This window comes from Mucilaginibacter sp. P25 (assembly GCF_050859465.1).
Classification (GTDB): Bacteria; Bacteroidota; Bacteroidia; order Sphingobacteriales; family Sphingobacteriaceae; genus Mucilaginibacter; species Mucilaginibacter gossypii.
The window spans coordinates 1166246-1183050 of the sequence record NZ_CP193937.1 but is presented as its reverse complement, the minus strand read 5'-3'; the positions used below and the strand labels follow the sequence as shown (position 1 = coordinate 1183050).

Sequence of the window (16805 nt, the reverse complement as noted above, 5' to 3'; positions counted from 1 at the left end):
GTACTAAGTCGAAAGCCTATAGTCTTTGCGGTCAAAAAAAGACTTCAGGCTAAAAACTTCAGACTTTAAACTTCACGATAAGAACTAACTATATTTATACTGAATTTATAATACTATTAATATATGGCCGAAGTAGTAAAAATGCCTAAAATGAGCGATACCATGACCGAAGGGGTATTGGCGAAATGGCATAAAAAAGTTGGCGACAAGGTTAAATCGGGCGATGTACTGGCCGAGATTGAAACTGATAAAGCTACCATGGATTTTGAATCGTACCAGGATGGTACATTGCTGTATATAGGTATACAGGAAGGTGCTGCCGCCCCGGTTGATTCTGTAATTGCCATTTTAGGTAAAGAAGGTGAAGATTATAAGTCTTTACTTGACCAGGCTGGCAGTGGCGCTGCCGCAGAGCCTGTTAAGGAAGCGGCACCAGCTGCCGACAAAGCACCTGCCGCTACTCCGGCACCAGCCGCACCTAAGGTTGATTTATCAAGCATTCCGGCTACGGTTATCCGCATGCCATTATTGAGCGACACCATGACCGAAGGTACCATTGAAAAATGGAACTTTAAAGTTGGCGATAAAGTAAAAGCAGATGATTCACTTGCTGATGTGGCAACCGATAAGGCTACCATGGAAGTTGTGGGTTACGAAGCCGGTACCTTGTTATATATAGGTGTTAAAGAAGGTGAAGCCGCTAAAGTAAATGATATCATTGCCATAGTAGGTAAAGAAGGTACCGACATCACCCCGTTATTGCAGGATGGTGGTTCGGCCCCTGCCGCCGCTGAAGCTGCCCCTGCTGCTGAAGCTAAAACAGCTGAAGCTGCCCCTGCTGCCACAACTGAAAGTTCATCTGATGATGATAGCCGCGTAAAAGCATCCCCGCTGGCACGTAAAATAGCTAAAGATAAAGGTATCAACCTTAATGATGTAAAAGGCAGCGCTGAAGGTGGCCGTATCATCAAAAAGGATGTGGAAGAATATACACCGTCGGCTAAACCGGCTGCGGCTCCTGTTACTGAAGCTGCACCTGCTGCCGCTCCGGCTGCTGCTGCAAAAGCACCTATCGTATTGCCAACCTTTACAGGCGAAGAGAAATTCAGCGAAAGGCCGGTTACTCAAATGCGTAAAGCTATCAGCCGCCGCCTAAGCGAAAGCTTGTTTACTGCTCCGCATTTCTATGTAACCATGAGCATTGATATGGATCAGGCTATTGTGGCCCGTACCCGTATGAACGAGATTGCCCCGGTTAAAATTTCATTTAATGATTTTGTTGTTAAAGCCTGCGCTGTTGCCTTAAGGCAGCATCCTGCTATCAACTCATCATTCCTGGGTGATAAGATCCGCACTAATGAGCACGTTCACGTTGGCGTTGCCGTTGCTGTTGACGAAGGTTTATTGGTACCGGTTATCAAATTTGCCGATGGTAAATCATTAAGTCACATTTCGGTTGAAGTGAAAGAGTTTGCAGGCAAAGCAAAATCTAAAAAACTACAGCCAAACGAAATGGAGGGTTCAACCTTCACCATTTCAAACCTTGGTATGTTTGGCGTTGACGAGTTTACTGCCATCATTAACACACCAAACGCATGTATCCTTGCTGTAAGCGGTATTCAGGCTGTTCCTGTTGTTAAAAATGGTGCGGTAGTACCTGGCAACATCATGAAGGTTACCCTGAGCGCCGACCACCGCGTGGTTGACGGTGCTACGGCTGCTGCCTTCCTGCAAACATTAAAGCAATTATTAGAAGAGCCGGTAAGGCTGCTAATATAATTTATTGATTTCGAATATCGGATTTTCGATTTCGGATTTTGAAAAGCGATGGGTTTAGGCTCATCGCTTTTTTTGTTAAAACTATCCCCAAAATATGTCATTGCGAAGATATGAGCGATGAGACGGCGTGGCAATCTCTTAGCTATACACATCGACATGCATTGGCTACGAGATTGCCGCGCTACGCGCGCAATGACATAATTTTACAGTGCAATTTAGCTATGCCTGCAAAAAAATGACATAATGACCTAATGCCATCAATGAGCTATATGTTGTATATTCACAGCAAATTTTGATGTATGACACTTTATAGCTTTTTTAAGGAATTCCATTCCGGTTTCAGGTACATTGTTATTGTACTGGTATTGCTGGCCCTTGTACGTGCCTTTATGGGCTGGCTGGGAAAAAGACCATATGGCGAGGGCAACCGCAAGCTTAACCTGTTTGCCATGATCTCGGTACATACACAATTTTTGCTGGGCATCATCCTGTTTTTTATCAGCCCGATGGTGCAGTTTAGCAAAGAGACCATGAAAAATCCTATCACCCGCTATTTTACGGTTGAGCATTGGGTAATTATGCTTATTGCCATAGCATTAATCACTATCGGTCACAGCAAATCGAAGAAAGCTGCCCTGCCAGAGGCTAAGCATAAAGCCATCGCTATCTTTTATTTGATAGGGATTGTACTTATTTCGGTAGGTATTATGCTTATTCCACAGTAATTCTACGTAGCTAATAGGATTTAGCAAATAAATAATTTCACAAAAAATTTGACAATTCAAATTTCTTTATAAATTTGTGACCGCGATGATTAAAAACACACATAAAAACAGCTGGTGGCACCAATTAAATTGGCAGCCGGCTTGCGCTTTTTGATCAGAGACAACCTAATCAATTGTGAACCTAAATAGGAAACCCGGCGACCCCAATTCGCCGGGTTTTTTTGTTTTAAGATATTTGAAAAATAAACATGAGCACATTTAAAATTACTACAACTTATAAAAAGCTGCTGGCCGATACCACTACACCAGTGAGCATTTACCTTCGCCTGCGCGATGTATTCCCTAACTCACTGCTGCTGGAAAGCTCCGATTATCACAGCCGCGAAAACAGCACCAGCTACATTTGCTGCGAACCGCTCAGCGGCATCGTGCTCAATAACGGTATCCTCAAAAAACAATACCCCGATGGTAGCCAGGAAGTACATGAGGCCGGTACGTTTGATTTGATCGAGCAGCTTAATAGTTTTACCGGCAGCTTTGAAACCGATTCGTTGCCGCTAAAAATGATCACCAATGGTTTGTTTGGTTACTTTACCCACGAGGCCGTTGAACATTATGAAACCATCAAACTTAAGCAAAGCGATGATGCTACACGCCAGATTCCGGTGATGCAGTACCATATTTACAGGTACATCATCGCTATCGACCACTTTAAAAACGAACTTTACATATTTCATAACCAGCCCGAAGATGCACCAACCAATGGCGGTATCGAAAAACTGGAATACCTCATCAAAAACAAAAACTTCCCCGAGTATAGCTTTAAAAGCAATGGCGATGAAAAATCGAACCTTACCGGCGATGAGTTTATTGCCATAGTGGAGAAAATGAAGCAGCACATTTACCGGGGCGATGTTTTCCAGATAGTGCCTTCAAGGGCTTTCTCCCGTACTTTCCTGGGCGATGAGTTTAACGTTTACCGCGCCCTGCGTTCTATCAACCCATCACCATACCTGTTTTATTTTGATTTTGGCGATTTCAGGATCTTTGGCTCATCGCCCGAGGCGCAGATCACCATAAAAAATAATGTGGCTAACATATTCCCGATAGCCGGAACATTTAAACGCAGCGGAGATGATGAGCGCGATGCCGAGCTGGCCCGCAACCTCGAGAACGACCCCAAAGAATCGGCAGAACACGTAATGTTGGTTGACTTGGCCCGCAACGACCTGAGCCGCCATTGCGAAAATGTAACCGTTAAAGCATTTAAAGAGGTTCAGTATTACTCGCACCTGATCCATTTGGTATCACACGTAAGCGGAAAACTGAAGCCCGGTGTATCGGCCTTTAAAGTTGTAGCTGATACTTACCCTGCTGGCACACTGAGCGGCGCTCCAAAATACCGTGCCATGGAGATCATCGATGAAAACGAAAACATTAAACGCAGCTTTTACAGTGGTGCGATAGGTTTTCTGGGTTTTAACGGAGATTTTAACCATGCCATCATGATCCGGTCGTTTTTAAGCAAAAATAACACCCTGTATTATCAGGCAGGTGCCGGCATCGTCGCCGGTTCGATCCCCGAAAGTGAGCTAAGGGAGGTTGATACCAAGATCTCGGCTTTGAGAAGGGCTTTTGAATTAGCGGAGGAGCTGTAACCCCCTACCCCCCAAAGGGGGAACAATAGTGAATAATAATTTTGACAAATATTGAAGATATATAAAACAAAATGAAAGAAAATACAAATACCACGGAAAGCACCCCCTTTAGGGGGCGGGGGGATTCTGATCATAGATAATTACGATTCCTTTACCTATAACCTGGTGCATTTGGTTAACGAGCTCGGCCTGGAATGCGAGGTTTGGAGAAATGATCAGTTTGCTATTGAGGATGTAGATGCTTTTGATAAGATCATCCTATCGCCGGGACCGGGGATTCCTTCAGAGGCTGGTTTACTGCTGGATGTAATAGCAAAGTATGCACCCACCAAAAGCATATTTGGTGTGTGCCTTGGTCAGCAAGCTATTGCCGAAGTATTTGGCGGGAGCCTGTACAATCTTAACCAGCCTATGCACGGTATCGCGACGCCGATAAAAGTGACCGATGGCGATGAAGAATTATTTGCCGGTTTGCCCGAAAGCTTTAAAGTGGGGCGTTACCACTCATGGGTAGTAAGCGGGAATGACCTGCCCGATTCATTGCAGGTTACCGCTATTGATGAAGCCGATAATTCTATCATGGCGCTTAAGCATAAGCAATATGATGTAAGGGGCGTACAATTTCACCCCGAATCAATCCTTACCGATTATGGTAAGGAAATGATGCAAAACTGGCTTAAGGCTTAGTTTTATGAAATAATGATAACTTTGAAAAATTGATATAATGTCCCATCAGGGTCTCTCGCAGAGGACCCTAATGTCTGCGGCCATGCATGCGGTAAGCCGCAGGGGCCTCTGCGAGAGACCCTGCGGAGAGCGGGACACTTAGCGGTGCGCAGTGGCCGCGTTAGGGATTGCAGTGTAAAGCCCACAGCGCGGATGGGGATTGCGGGCCGGAAAGGCGAGGACTTGCATCGAAAAGCCCGGGCCGCAGGCAACGCACAGGATATAAAAATTAATTAAAAATATACTTAATAACCAATAACTTACAACGATGTCAATATAAGGAACAAAGCAATTACCCCCTGTAAATCTCCCACAGAAAGAGAGGCTTCAAATGCATTTAAAATCCTCTCTTCTGGAGCGGGTTGGGTGGGCTAATTGCTTGGTACCTCGCAATAACATAAATATTAGTGCTTCGATCCTATGACGATACTTGATAAAATAGTTGCCAACAAAAAAGAGAGGTTGCTTCGGCAAAAAAACGTACATCATATACCGTACTTGAAGAATCGGATCATTTTCACCGTGAAACATATTCATTCAAAGAATTTCTGCTCGATCCGTCACGTACCGGTATCATAGCCGAGTTTAAGCGTAAATCGCCTTCAAAAGGTATTATTAACGATAAGGTGCGGGTTAGCGCCGTTACAACAGATTATGCAGCTGCCGGCGCTTCGGCACTTTCAGTTTTAACCGACCGTAACTTCTTCATGGGCCGCAAAGCCGATCTGGTGAAAGCGCGTTCGGTAAACAGCATCCCTGTATTGCGCAAGGATTTTATGATAGATGAGTACCAGGTGATAGAAGCCAAGTCATTAGGCGCCGATATTATCCTGCTCATAGCCGCTATACTTACACCTGCCGAAATTGATACCCTGGCCAAACTTGCCAAAAGTATAGGCCTTAACGTATTGCTTGAGGTACATAACCTCGAAGAACTGGAACGTAGCATTAACCCTAACCTGGATGCCATTGGCGTAAATAACCGCAACCTGGCCGATTTTACCGTGTCGGTTGAAACCTCTTACAAATTGGCTAAACATATCCCCGCCGAGTTTATGAAGATTTCGGAAAGCGCCATCAGCGATCCCGAAACTATCAGGCACCTTAAATTGGAAGGTTTCAATGGTTTTCTTATTGGCGAAACTTTCATGAAGCAGCAGGATCCGGGACAGGCTATGCGTGATTTTGTGGCTTTGTTATAAGCCAATCCGGATCTTTAAAGTATTATTACATCGCTGCCGGGGGAAACGCTTACCGGCAGATCCCGTAATTGTATGAGGTACACTATCGTGCCTCTTTTATACCTGGTTGTTTTCCTAACCGGGTATTTTTTTAACCTATAAAATAAATAATTTCACCTGGGTATCATTGTTCATTTTGTTGACGTTTTATCAAACCTATTTTTAGTATTTTACGTAAAAAGGCGCACATCATTGCCGGATTGGTATAACATAACAGTATTGTTTGCCAATCTTAAAACTGTGCTCAATAAGGGGAGTTGTTAAAATGAGCCGCTTGCAGCCACATTTATTGAGTATAAAGAGACTTATGAAGAACATTAATAAGCCGTTGCTTGTACTATTCCTGTTGGTTATTTGTTCATTAGCAGGGTATAGTCAAGTTTGTACATTGAATGTAACCATATCCTCAACAGCTAATACGATATGTTCGGGAAAGAATGTAACGTTAACTGCTAACCTATCGGGTGGTACAGGCCCATTTACCTATATCTGGAACACCGGTGAAAATACGCCATCTATTGATGTAAACAAAGCCGGAACGTATACTGTAACGGTTAGTGATAAAACCCCGGGCTGCCAGCCAAAAGTTGCCAGTATTCCGATTACCGCTGTAGCTTCTCCAAATCCGCCTACGGTAGCCAATCAGGTTGTTTGCCCCAATACTTCGGCAACATTAACAGCAACGGCTCCCGGAGGAACTTACCAGTGGTATGATGCCGGTGGCAATTTCCTGTTTACAGGTAACCCATATGTAACAGGCCCAATTACTCAGGGCACCATTTTTTATGTGGAAACCACTATAGGAAGTTGTACCAGTACACGAAGTTCGGTTGTTGTTAATGTAACAGGCCGGCCAGGCATTCAGGCAGATCCGGTGTGTTATGGTAGCCCCGCAACGTTAATAGCATCGGGTGCCGACAGTTATGCCTGGTATTCAAATTCCGCAGGAACAGGAACTCCATTGAGCAACGATGCAACCTATATAACGCCCCCATTATTTGCAAATACCACTTATTATCTTTTTACAGTAATTAAAGGTTGTACCAGCTCCGGTATACCTGTAGTTGCCCGAATCAATGCGCCACCTGCAGTTCCCGTACTTCCCGCCGGTGGCTACAGCACTTGTTCCGGATCGGCTATTACGCTGCATGCTGATGCCTCGGGGGTAGCTGAGTGGTTTGATGTGCCTTCAGGAGGCACGCCGTTAATTTCAAGTCCGGATTATACAACGCCGGTGCTTACCTCTGCGGTAACTTATTATGTGCAAACACGGGTAGGCGATTGCACAAGCGACCGTATTGCGGTGCCCGTATCTGTAACGCAAATACCGGCCGCGCCACCTTCGCAGTCACCGTCTGCCTGTTATGGCACCGGTATTACCTTAACTGCCGATCCATCGCCTACCGGCACATATAACTGGTATACAGCAGCCACAGGTGGCAGTTCGGTTGGTACCGGCAATACTTTTCAAACCCCGGCTTTAACAAGTAATAAAACTTATTATGTTGAGCATACCACCGGCGGTTGCACAAGCGAACGTACCCCGATAACAATTACTGTTACCCCTGCCCCGGATGCACCGGTGGTGCCCGACGGGCCGGTAATTTGTAATGGGGCAACAGCCTCTTTAACGGCAACATCGGCACAAGGCGGAAGTTTTCAATGGTTTACCGCGGCCACCGGCGGTAACTCTATATTTTCGGGCGATACGTTTACAACTCCCGCTTTAACAGCCACCACAACTTATTATGTTCAAACCACGGTAGGAACATGTATCAGCGAGAGGTCGGCAATTACTGTGACTGTTCTTGATCCGATCCCTGCCCCTGCTGTGCAACCGGTTCCGGCAATATGTGCCGGTACATCGGCCACACTTACAGCAACAGGCTCGCCCGATGACTATGAATGGTATGACCAGGCCACCGGCGGTAACCTGTTGGTAACCGGCAACACCTATGTTACGCCGGAGCTAACTGCAAATACCTCTTATTATGTACAAAGTATAGCTAATGGCTGCAGCAGCCAGCGTACCCCGGTAACCGTACAGGTTACCCCACTGCCTACCGCCCCAACGGTTAACGGTACTGCAACGGTATGTCCCGGAGACCCTGCCAGCTTAAGCGTTCCGGCTTCGGGCGCAACCATTCAATGGTATACTGGTGCTACAGGCGGTACACCGGTGCATACCGGCAACACTTATACTACCGATCCTTTGTTTGCACAAACAACTTTTTATGCCGAGGCCGTTAATGGCACATGTGTTAGTCCGCGTACCGCTTTCACGGTGTCAATAACATCTATTATTGACCCCCAGTTCCGGTATCCTTCGGGCACGATATGTACATCGGGAAGTAATGTAAAGCCTGCTATTCTTAATCCGGCCGGTGGTACTTTTTCGTCATCACCCGGGCTGGTTTTTGTGAGTAACACCACCGGCGAAATCAATGTGGCGGCAAGTATTCCCGGAAAATATACCATTACCTTTACTTATGGAGGTTCATGCGCGGGAACGGCCAGCCAAAGCATCTCCATAGTTACAACACCGGATGCTACTTTTACATATAATACCCCTATCTGTAACGATGTAAAAAACCCGCTGCCGGTTTTCCAGCCGGGGGCAAGTGCCGGCGTTTTCAGCGAACCAACCGGTAATATCGTATTTAAGAATCCCGGCACCGGCGAGATTGACCTGGTGAGAAGCCGCGCCGGGGGCCGTACACCATAACCAATACCATAGCCGCAAGCAGCGGCTGTCCGCAAAGTATTGCTACCAACACTATAACCATTTACAATAGGGTTATCATTGATGCAGGTCCGGATCAAACCGTGAAGCAGGGCGATCCTGTACAATTGGCCGGCAGTTTTGGAGGGGGGCTACATCAGTAAAATGGAAAACAGATGGCGCGGGGACATTCTCCGATGATACAAAGAAGGACGCTGTTTACACCCCTGCCGCAGGAGAAAAAGTTGCAACACTAACTTTAACATCTAATGATCCTGCGGGACCTTGCCTATTAAAGTCAAGTAGTGTTACCATAACTATAAACCCGGTGCCTGCCGCGCCAACGGCCCCTGGTAAATCTGTTTGTACAGGCAGTACAACCACCCTCGTAGCCACAGCGCCGGGCGGAACATACCGCTGGTATAGCGATGTTACCGGTGGAACACCTCTTAAGGTTGGCCCGATATTTACTACCCCGCCAATACTAAACGATATTACTTATTATGTTGCGACAACGGTGGGCGGTATTACCAGTGCGCGTACCCCTGTTTTGGTTAAGGCTATACCCCCTCCGGCAGCACCTACGGTTGGCACCAATAACACAGCGACGGTTTGTGAAGGCCAATCTGCTATACTCACCGCAAGCGGCTCAACGGGTACTTATACCTGGTACAATGTGCCCGTCGGAGGAACTCCTGTACACCAGGGAAACCCTTTTCCTACAGCTCCGTTAACTATCAACAGGACCTATTACGTAGAAACTAAGGTTAACGAATGTATCAGTGAGCGCACTAAAGTTGAGGTAACGGTTACGCCCGCCCCGCAGGTAATAAGCAGCGCCACAGGCGATCCGATATGCAGCGGTACCGCGCTAAATTACGCGATCACCGCCGACCAGCCCGACGCCACTTTTTCATGGGACCGCCCTGCTGTTGCCGGTATCAGTAACCCAGCGGTAACGGGGCAAACATCAAGCACAATTACCGAAACACTGTTAAATAACGATGCAAACGGTGCGGCTATTGACGTGGTATATAAAATAACACCATATTTAAACGGTTGCCCCGGGCCTGTGTTTACATACACAGTAAAGGTAAATGCCACCCCTGTTGTTACAAGCGCTTCGCCAGGCCCGGTTTGTAATGGTACAAGCACCAATTATGAGGTTAAATTTAACACCCCGGCAACAAGCTTTACATGGGGCAGGGAGGCCGTTCCGGGTATCAGTAATGCCGCTGTAGCGGGCCAGGCGTCACCTACCATAAAAGAGGTGCTTTATAATACTACCAATGCGCCCGTTGAAGTTACCTATATGTTTAATTTTAAAACGGGCGACTGTGCGGGAGTTCCGTATCCGCTTAAGGTAACGGTTAACCCGGGAGCGTTAATTACCAATCCGCCGCCGCTGTCGTCTGTTATGTGTAACAACACCCCACTTGGGCTTACTTTAACATCCAATATATCTACGGCTACGTTTTTATGGAGCAGGCCGGCTGTCACCGGCATCAGCAATGCTGCTGTTACCGATCAAACTGCTAACCCTATTAATGAAGCCCTGGTTAATACCACAACAAACCCTATCCAGGTTTCTTATACCATAACGCCTGTAGCATTTGGCTGTCCGGGCACTCCAGTTAAATATACAGTAACTGTAAGGCCCCAGACATTAAAAATAGATGGGCACAGCAACAGCCCCGTTTGCGAAGGCAATGATATTATACTGCAAACCCAGCCTATAGCTGGTGCAAAATATTTGTGGACCGGTCCCAATAATTTCAGACTGGAAACTCAAAGCCCAAGCACAACCATTCCAAACGCCACAGCTGCTAACGCGGGTCCTTATAATTTGTATTTGATAATTAATAACTGCCCGGGCGAGCCAAGTGATCCAATAGACGTTAAAGTTAACCCGCTTCCAATTGTTGATGCCGGCCCCTCGCATAATGTATGTGTTAATGATCCATTTATACAACTTGCCGGCGATGTGATTAGCGTATATAAAACCGGCATTTGGAGTACTAATGGCAGCGGTACTTTCTCTAAACAGGATGAACTGAAAGGACAATATTTTCCATCAACTGCAGATAAGAATGCCGGTTCCGTTACTTTAACCCTTACATCAACAAGTCCTGATGGGTGTTCAGCCGTATCCAAAGATGTGATATTTAAGTTTGCGCCGGATCCTGGTGCCGATGCCGGGCCGCCAAGCATTGATAATGTTTGTAACCAAAACCCTATGGTAGCGTTAAGCGGCCAGCCGCTTTCGGGCACTACGGTTAAATGGACTTCAGCATCGGGCTTAGGTAAATTTATTCCTTCGGATGATGTATACGCTCCAACCTTTCAACCCGACCCGATTGATATTGCCAAAGGCTCGGTTAAATTGATACTTACCGCAACCCAGGCTGATAATTGTCATACGCCTACTGATGATATCACCATCAATTTTGTTCCACCGCCAACAGTACAGGCAGATGCAGCCGGCGATACAAGATATGTATTAAAAGGGCATACCATTACTTTAAACCCGGTAGTAGGCAGCGAAAACGTAACCTATGAATGGACACCGGCCACCGGTCTGGATAACCCTACAGCTAAAAACCCGGTAGTAACAGGTGATCAGGATATCATTTATCAACTGAAAATCACCGATAAGTCAAACGGCTGCGTTAACAAGAGCACTGTTGCGGTTAAGGTTTCGCCGGTAATAAACGTTAGTAACACCTTTACACCAAACGGTGATGGGGTAAATGACTTTTGGGAAATTAAAGGCTTAGTAGCATATGAAAATTCTACCGTTGATGTTTACAACCGCTACGGGCAACTTTTATTTCATTCTGTAGGCTATCCTAAACCCTGGGATGGCACTTACCAGGGAAAACCGCTACCGTCCGGTACTTACTACTATATAGTAAATACAAAGATGAATAACATTGTTATTTCGGGCTATGTAGTGATTTTGAGGTGATGGAATGCGATTAACAAACAATTTAATGAGTTACCGACGCTTGATTGTTAACCAATAAGTTTTCAGCCGCCCTGATACTGCATTTTTGATATTTTACATAAGCCGCAACTGCCCGCTTCCGAATGCTTGATTGCGATTCGTTATTGATATAGCCTGTTATTGCATCATGGAGAGTGTAGGCCTCGGGGCACATGAGCCCGGTTGTTAAAAGCAGGGGATTAGCTTTGGCAGTACTAATAAAATCGCCAAAGTATTTTTTGCTGATACAGGCCAAAATGATGCAATCCCGGGTTTTGCTATCTGCATTTTTAAATTCGTTGGGTAGTTTGAAGTCCATCAGCCCATCATGACCAATATAAGCCAGCAATTGCGCATTGCCATTAATGCCTATAACCCGTCTGTTATAATGTATGGTATCCTTTAATTGGCCCGCGCAACTAAATAAAAAATCTTCGGTAGTTTTTTCAATAGCCTGGCCATCCCAGGCATCGGCTACTAAATAAACCTTTTTTGTGCGATGCCGAAAGATGAGCCTTTCCAATATTATTGGGCCTCTTTTTTGTTTTTTAAGCAATTGCCAGTCTTTACTTTTTTTAAAATAGGTGCGCACACCGTTATCGCTGCCCCAATATAAATTGGTTTCGGGATCCTGACCATTTCCAATTGCGGGCGGCACAGGTACTATTCCCTGATATTTATTATCGCAAAGGGCAACAAAAACATGGATTACTTTAAAAGCGGTATCAGTATAAGCAATGGTTTTAAATTTGGGCACAGCCGCATGGCTGCTACCAGTTTGGGCAGGCTGTTTTACAGATGGTTTGCACGAGCAAATGAATAAACATATCGATACCGTAAAAATCCGGATCTTGATATGTGCTATGTAACCCATCGCCTGTTTATTTAGAAATAACGCTTTATTATTTTATTGATAGCCATACCCCAAAACTGCCCTAAAGCCTCGGCCCCCTTTTTATTGGGGTGAAGATAAAAAGTACCTTGTTTTCCATTCTCCGGGATGAGGTCAGTTAAATGATTTTTTTCGAAGTAGGCGAACGCTTTGGTATCGCCCACAAAAACCTGTTTGGGATTTGTAACTGCATATGCTTTTATAAGCTCATCTATCATCGGCACATAACTCTGCAACCTGCTCAGGCCTTCCTGTAAATATTTGGAGCCATTATAGGTGTTAGGGCTATACCATAACGGGTGCTGGAAAATGATAACCGCTTTTGGAAAATCGGCTAAAAGTTTATCAGCTATGGTCTTTAAATTTTTTTGATAATCTCCGGGTGATACAGGCGCGCCATGCGGCCCTTGTATGGCACTGTCATTTGTACCCAGTTTTATCGAAAATATCAGTAAAGCATCCTTATTGGTAAAGGCGTTAGCAGCTTCTTCAACTCTCGCAAAAGTACCTGTGCCTGGCAAAAAATCGAGCGTAGTGTAGCCACTATGGCCCTGGTTACTGAAGCTTACTGTGCCCAGGTTCTTTTGTTTTTGCAGATAAGCCACTGCCGTGGCTGGCGGCGCTTCAGTTGCCGGATTGGCCAGCTGCACACCCTGGGTTATGCTGTTGCCTATGAATACGATGTTTAAATTTGGTTTTTTATGCTGCGCGAATGTTATTGCCGAGGCAACGAATAACAGAACAATAGCTAACAGGTATTTTTTCATTTATAAATTGAGTATTGAAATTAAAAAATCGTTACCACTTTATCCCCATATTCCAGAACATGAAAGCCCATTTATCAACCTGGCCATTGATGAGCTGGGCTGTACTTTGTCCTGCTCCGTGGCCGGCATTGGTTTCAATGCGGATGAGTGTTGGTGCTGTTCCCTGTTGGTATTCCTGCAGGCGTGCCGCAAATTTAAAGGAATGGGCGGGTACTACACGGTCGTCATGATCGGCGGTAGTAACCATGGTAGCAGGGTAAACGCCCGGTTTAAGGGCATGGTATGGTGAGTAGTTATAAAGATATTTAAACATTTGTTCCGAATCTTCGGCGGTACCATAATCATAGCTCCAGCCGGCCCCGGCAGTAAATTTATTATACCTCAGCATATCCAGCACACCAACAGCAGGGAAAGCTACTTTGAACAAATCGGGGCGCTGGGTTAGCATTGCCCCAATCAGCAGGCCCCCGTTTGAGCCGCCCGAAACGGCAAGATAATCTTTGGAGGTATATTTGTTTTTGATAAGGTATTCGGCCGCGGCAATAAAATCATCAAACACATTTTGTTTTTTAGCTTGATGCCTTTGCGGTGCCAGGTTTCGCCGTACTCGCCGCCGCCCCGCAGGTTAGGCACAGCATAAATACCTCCATGCTCAAGCAATATGATGTTTGATGTACTGAAAGCAGGGGTTAAGCTAACGCCAAAACCACCGTAAGCATACAGCAAGGTTGGGTTTTGCCCGTTAAGTACCGTCCCTTTTTTATAGGTGATGATCATTGGGATCTTTGTTTTATCCTTCGAGGTATAAAACACCTGTTTTGATTCATACTGTTCAGGATCAAACTTTGCCCCCGATTTTTTATAGACAGCGGAGGTACCGGTTTCAATATCCAGCTTAAAAATAGTAGGCGGGTATATATAATTTGTAAAAGTGTAATAGGTAACCTTGTCTTCTTTTTTTGTGCCGAAACCCGATGCGGAGCCTATTGATGGCAACTGGATAGTACGTTCAAGTTTGCCATCCATATTATATTGCTGGATCAGCGAGGTGGCACCCTGCAGGTATTCGGCAAAAATTTTGCCTCCGCCGGTAGTGGCGCTTAACACGTTTTTAGTTTCGGGGATAAGGTTTTTCCAATGGGTGATACCCGGTTCGCCGGCATCAACAGTAACTATTTTAAAATTGGGCGAGTAGATATTGGTGAGGATATAAAGCTTGCTCCCCACATTATCCAAAACGCTGTGCTGGTTATCAAAATTGTTCACAACGTTAATGATCTGGCTGCCGGGTTTACTCAGGTCCCGGATATAAAGCTCGTTGCCGGTTGTTGAAGTGGCGGCTGTGATCACCAAAAAGCGTTCATCCTCGGTAAGGTAAGCGCCTATGTAACGGCGAGGGGTTTTATCACCGCCGAAGATCAGCTTATCGGTACTTTGAGGTGTGCCCAGCTTATGGTAATAAAGTTTATGAAATTGTGTCATACCCGAAAGCTGGCTGCCTTCTGTCGGCTTATCATAGCTGCTGTAATAAAAGCCATCGGTACCATGCCATGCCAGTCCGCTGAATTTTACATCTTTCAGGGTATCACCCACAACGCTTTTATCTTCGGTGTTAATAATGATAACCTTGCGCCAGTCCGAGCCTCCCTCAGAGATCTGGTAGGCTGCCAGCTCACCGTTTTTGCTAAACTCGATGCCTTGTAAAGAGGTAGTACCATCGGCAGAGAATTTATTTGGGTCGAGAAAAACTTCGGGGGCGCCGTTATCGCCTAATTGGCGATATAGCACATTCTGACTTTGTAAGCCGTCGTTTTTATAAAAGTAAATGTATTTACCTTCCTTAACAGGGGCGCTGTACTTTTCGTAGTTCCATAAAAACTCCAGGCGCTTATGAATGTCGGCGCGGTAAGGGATCTGATCGAGATAGTTGAACGTTACCTTATTTTCTTCCTGTACCCAGGCTTTGGTATCATCGGCATGGTCATTCTCCAGCCAGCGGTATGGATCGGGCACCTGTGTGCCAAAATAGGTATCAACAACATCAACTTTTTTGTTTTAGGGTATGGAAGTGTTTTTATAGTCATTTGTGCATGTGTATAGCTGCAAAATAAAACAGCTAATGCTAATAAACAGAACGTTTTTGTCATGGTTGTTTAAATTACAGGCAACTAAAGATAGCCATTCAGGTTACATTGCCGCAAGGCAATAACGGTTCAAAAGGTTAAAAGTTGTTAATTTTACACCCGGTTGCTGTTTAATTGCCCGTGGCAGGCTATATTAGCGGCGTGAAAAAACTGTTGTAAAATAAGGGCAAATTATTAAAAATTACCCCCTTTAACTTTTTGCAGTTGATAACCCGTGTGATTTTTAACCCGGAAGCGGAGCTTGTTATCACCGAAGTATCAATAATAATGCGTTTTTTTACACGTTTGCTTTGCGGTTAAGGATGCAGCGGCAACTAACGGTAATACAGTTACATAATAACAAACATGAAACAAACCCTTACTTTTTTACAGCAGGCCTTTTAATGCTGCTGGCATTTACTTCAAAAGCTCAGGATACCAACGATAAAGATGACGAGAACCAAAGTAAAACTTAAACCTTATGTGGGCTTAGGTATGGGTATTTCTTATCCGTTAAGCGATTTCCAAAAGGTGGATTATAAAAATAATAAATCGGGCTTTGCAAATAAGGGCGTTACCTTCCAGCTTGACGGAGCATATTATATCTACAGAAATTTTGGTATCGGTTATACTTTTTCATACCAGGACCAAAGCAATTTTTCATATGATGACGACCTGATATTATCGCAAGGCTATACAACCGATTTTAAAGCCGACCAGGGAACCGTAACAGCCGATAAACGTTACCGTAGCTTTAACCTGTTAGTAGGCCCGCAATACACCTTTGTATGGCGAAGCCTGTCATTTGATTTAAGAGCATCGGCAGGTGCTATCAAAAGCCAAACATCACCGCAGTTAACCATTAGTGTTACCGGTGTTGACGCGCAAACCGGCAGCATTACCCAGCAAAGTGCTAAAGGCTATGCTTTTGCTTACGGCGGCAGCGCGGCTATCAGGTTTGATATGGGTGCCGGCTGGGGTTTATCGCTTAAAGGTAATTATGTTAAATCGCAGGGATATGATGTAACAACAACCGGGCGTACGCTTAATGTAGGCCGTTTAGTCACCAAACAGCCAATTACCGAAGGACAAATTGTATTTGGCTTGTACAAAGCTTTTTAATTGAAGCTAAAGGCGAAATGCATAAAGCTTAAGGCTAAAAAACCTTAATAAGATTATTCTCTTA

Annotated in this window: 10 protein-coding genes and 2 pseudogenes; 9 read left to right on the top strand and 3 right to left on the bottom strand. The window is 45.1% G+C overall.

Annotated elements, in window-relative coordinates:
* Positions 1–123: 123 nt before the first annotated feature.
* The 7 genes and pseudogenes from ACRQ5D_RS06235 (at position 124) to ACRQ5D_RS06205 (ending at position 11819) form a co-directional block, all read left to right on the top strand.
* The gene (locus ACRQ5D_RS06235; protein ID WP_432328557.1) at positions 124–1779 is read left to right on the top strand and encodes a 2-oxo acid dehydrogenase subunit E2; all 1656 of its coding nucleotides are present in this window, start codon (positions 124–126) and stop codon (positions 1777–1779) included.
* A gap of 299 nt (positions 1780–2078) precedes the next feature.
* On the top strand, positions 2079–2504 hold the full coding sequence (locus ACRQ5D_RS06230) for a cytochrome B (RefSeq protein ID WP_432328556.1): 426 nt from the start codon (positions 2079–2081) through the stop codon (positions 2502–2504).
* Between the two features lie 248 nt (positions 2505–2752).
* Positions 2753–4162 carry an anthranilate synthase component I family protein gene (locus tag ACRQ5D_RS06225; RefSeq protein ID WP_432328555.1) on the top strand — a complete coding sequence of 470 codons (1410 nt, stop codon included), beginning with the start codon at positions 2753–2755 and terminating at the stop codon, positions 4160–4162.
* Positions 4163–4285: 123 nt separating this feature from the next.
* On the top strand, positions 4286–4849 hold the full coding sequence (locus ACRQ5D_RS06220) for an anthranilate synthase component II (protein ID WP_432329721.1): 564 nt from the start codon (positions 4286–4288) through the stop codon (positions 4847–4849).
* Between the two features lie 545 nt (positions 4850–5394).
* Positions 5395–6090 (top strand): annotated as a pseudogene (gene trpC / locus ACRQ5D_RS06215) (indole-3-glycerol phosphate synthase TrpC); the annotation flags it as partial.
* Between the two features lie 346 nt (positions 6091–6436).
* Positions 6437–8854, top strand: coding sequence for an immunoglobulin domain-containing protein (locus tag ACRQ5D_RS06210; protein ID WP_431199258.1), 2418 nt, complete (start codon positions 6437–6439; stop codon positions 8852–8854).
* Positions 8855–9179: 325 nt separating this feature from the next.
* The gene (locus ACRQ5D_RS06205; protein ID WP_431199257.1) at positions 9180–11819 is read left to right on the top strand and encodes a PKD-like domain-containing protein; all 2640 of its coding nucleotides are present in this window, start codon (positions 9180–9182) and stop codon (positions 11817–11819) included.
* Between the two features lie 22 nt (positions 11820–11841).
* Here ACRQ5D_RS06205 and ACRQ5D_RS06200 read toward each other — a convergent pair whose 3' ends face one another.
* From ACRQ5D_RS06200 to ACRQ5D_RS06190, 3 genes and pseudogenes are all read right to left on the bottom strand, one after another.
* Positions 11842–12711, bottom strand: coding sequence for a hypothetical protein (locus tag ACRQ5D_RS06200; RefSeq protein WP_432328554.1), 870 nt, complete (start codon positions 12709–12711; stop codon positions 11842–11844).
* Between the two features lie 11 nt (positions 12712–12722).
* The gene (locus ACRQ5D_RS06195) at positions 12723–13496 is read right to left on the bottom strand and encodes a GDSL-type esterase/lipase family protein (RefSeq protein ID WP_431199254.1); all 774 of its coding nucleotides are present in this window, start codon (positions 13494–13496) and stop codon (positions 12723–12725) included.
* Positions 13497–13527: 31 nt separating this feature from the next.
* Positions 13528–15509, bottom strand: a pseudogene (locus tag ACRQ5D_RS06190) (prolyl oligopeptidase family serine peptidase).
* 433 nt (positions 15510–15942) lie between these two features.
* Between ACRQ5D_RS06190 and ACRQ5D_RS06185 the strand changes: the two are divergent.
* Both ACRQ5D_RS06185 and ACRQ5D_RS06180 read left to right on the top strand, forming a co-directional pair.
* The gene (locus ACRQ5D_RS06185) at positions 15943–16095 is read left to right on the top strand and encodes a hypothetical protein (RefSeq protein WP_432328553.1); all 153 of its coding nucleotides are present in this window, start codon (positions 15943–15945) and stop codon (positions 16093–16095) included.
* Positions 16070–16741: a hypothetical protein gene (locus tag ACRQ5D_RS06180; protein WP_432328552.1), complete on the top strand. Its 672-nt coding sequence runs from the start codon at positions 16070–16072 to the stop codon at positions 16739–16741. Before ACRQ5D_RS06185 ends, ACRQ5D_RS06180 begins: the two co-directional genes overlap by 26 nt.
* Positions 16742–16805: the final 64 nt, after the last annotated feature.

Bases quoted from the DNA above. Each gene is read 5' to 3' on its own strand.
- ACRQ5D_RS06235 (WP_432328557.1), top strand. From the start codon at position 124: ATGGCCGAAGTAGTAAAAATGCCTAAAATGAGCGATACCATGACCGAA.
- ACRQ5D_RS06230 (WP_432328556.1), top strand. From the start codon at position 2,079: ATGACACTTTATAGCTTTTTTAAGGAATTCCATTCCGGTTTCAGGTAC.
- ACRQ5D_RS06225 (WP_432328555.1), top strand. From the start codon at position 2,753: ATGAGCACATTTAAAATTACTACAACTTATAAAAAGCTGCTGGCCGAT.
- ACRQ5D_RS06210 (WP_431199258.1), top strand. From the start codon at position 6,437: ATGAAGAACATTAATAAGCCGTTGCTTGTACTATTCCTGTTGGTTATT.
- ACRQ5D_RS06200 (WP_432328554.1), bottom strand. From the start codon at position 12,711: ATGGGTTACATAGCACATATCAAGATCCGGATTTTTACGGTATCGATA.
- ACRQ5D_RS06195 (WP_431199254.1), bottom strand. From the start codon at position 13,496: ATGAAAAAATACCTGTTAGCTATTGTTCTGTTATTCGTTGCCTCGGCA.
- ACRQ5D_RS06185 (WP_432328553.1), top strand. From the start codon at position 15,943: ATGCAGCGGCAACTAACGGTAATACAGTTACATAATAACAAACATGAA.
- ACRQ5D_RS06180 (WP_432328552.1), top strand. From the start codon at position 16,070: ATGACGAGAACCAAAGTAAAACTTAAACCTTATGTGGGCTTAGGTATG.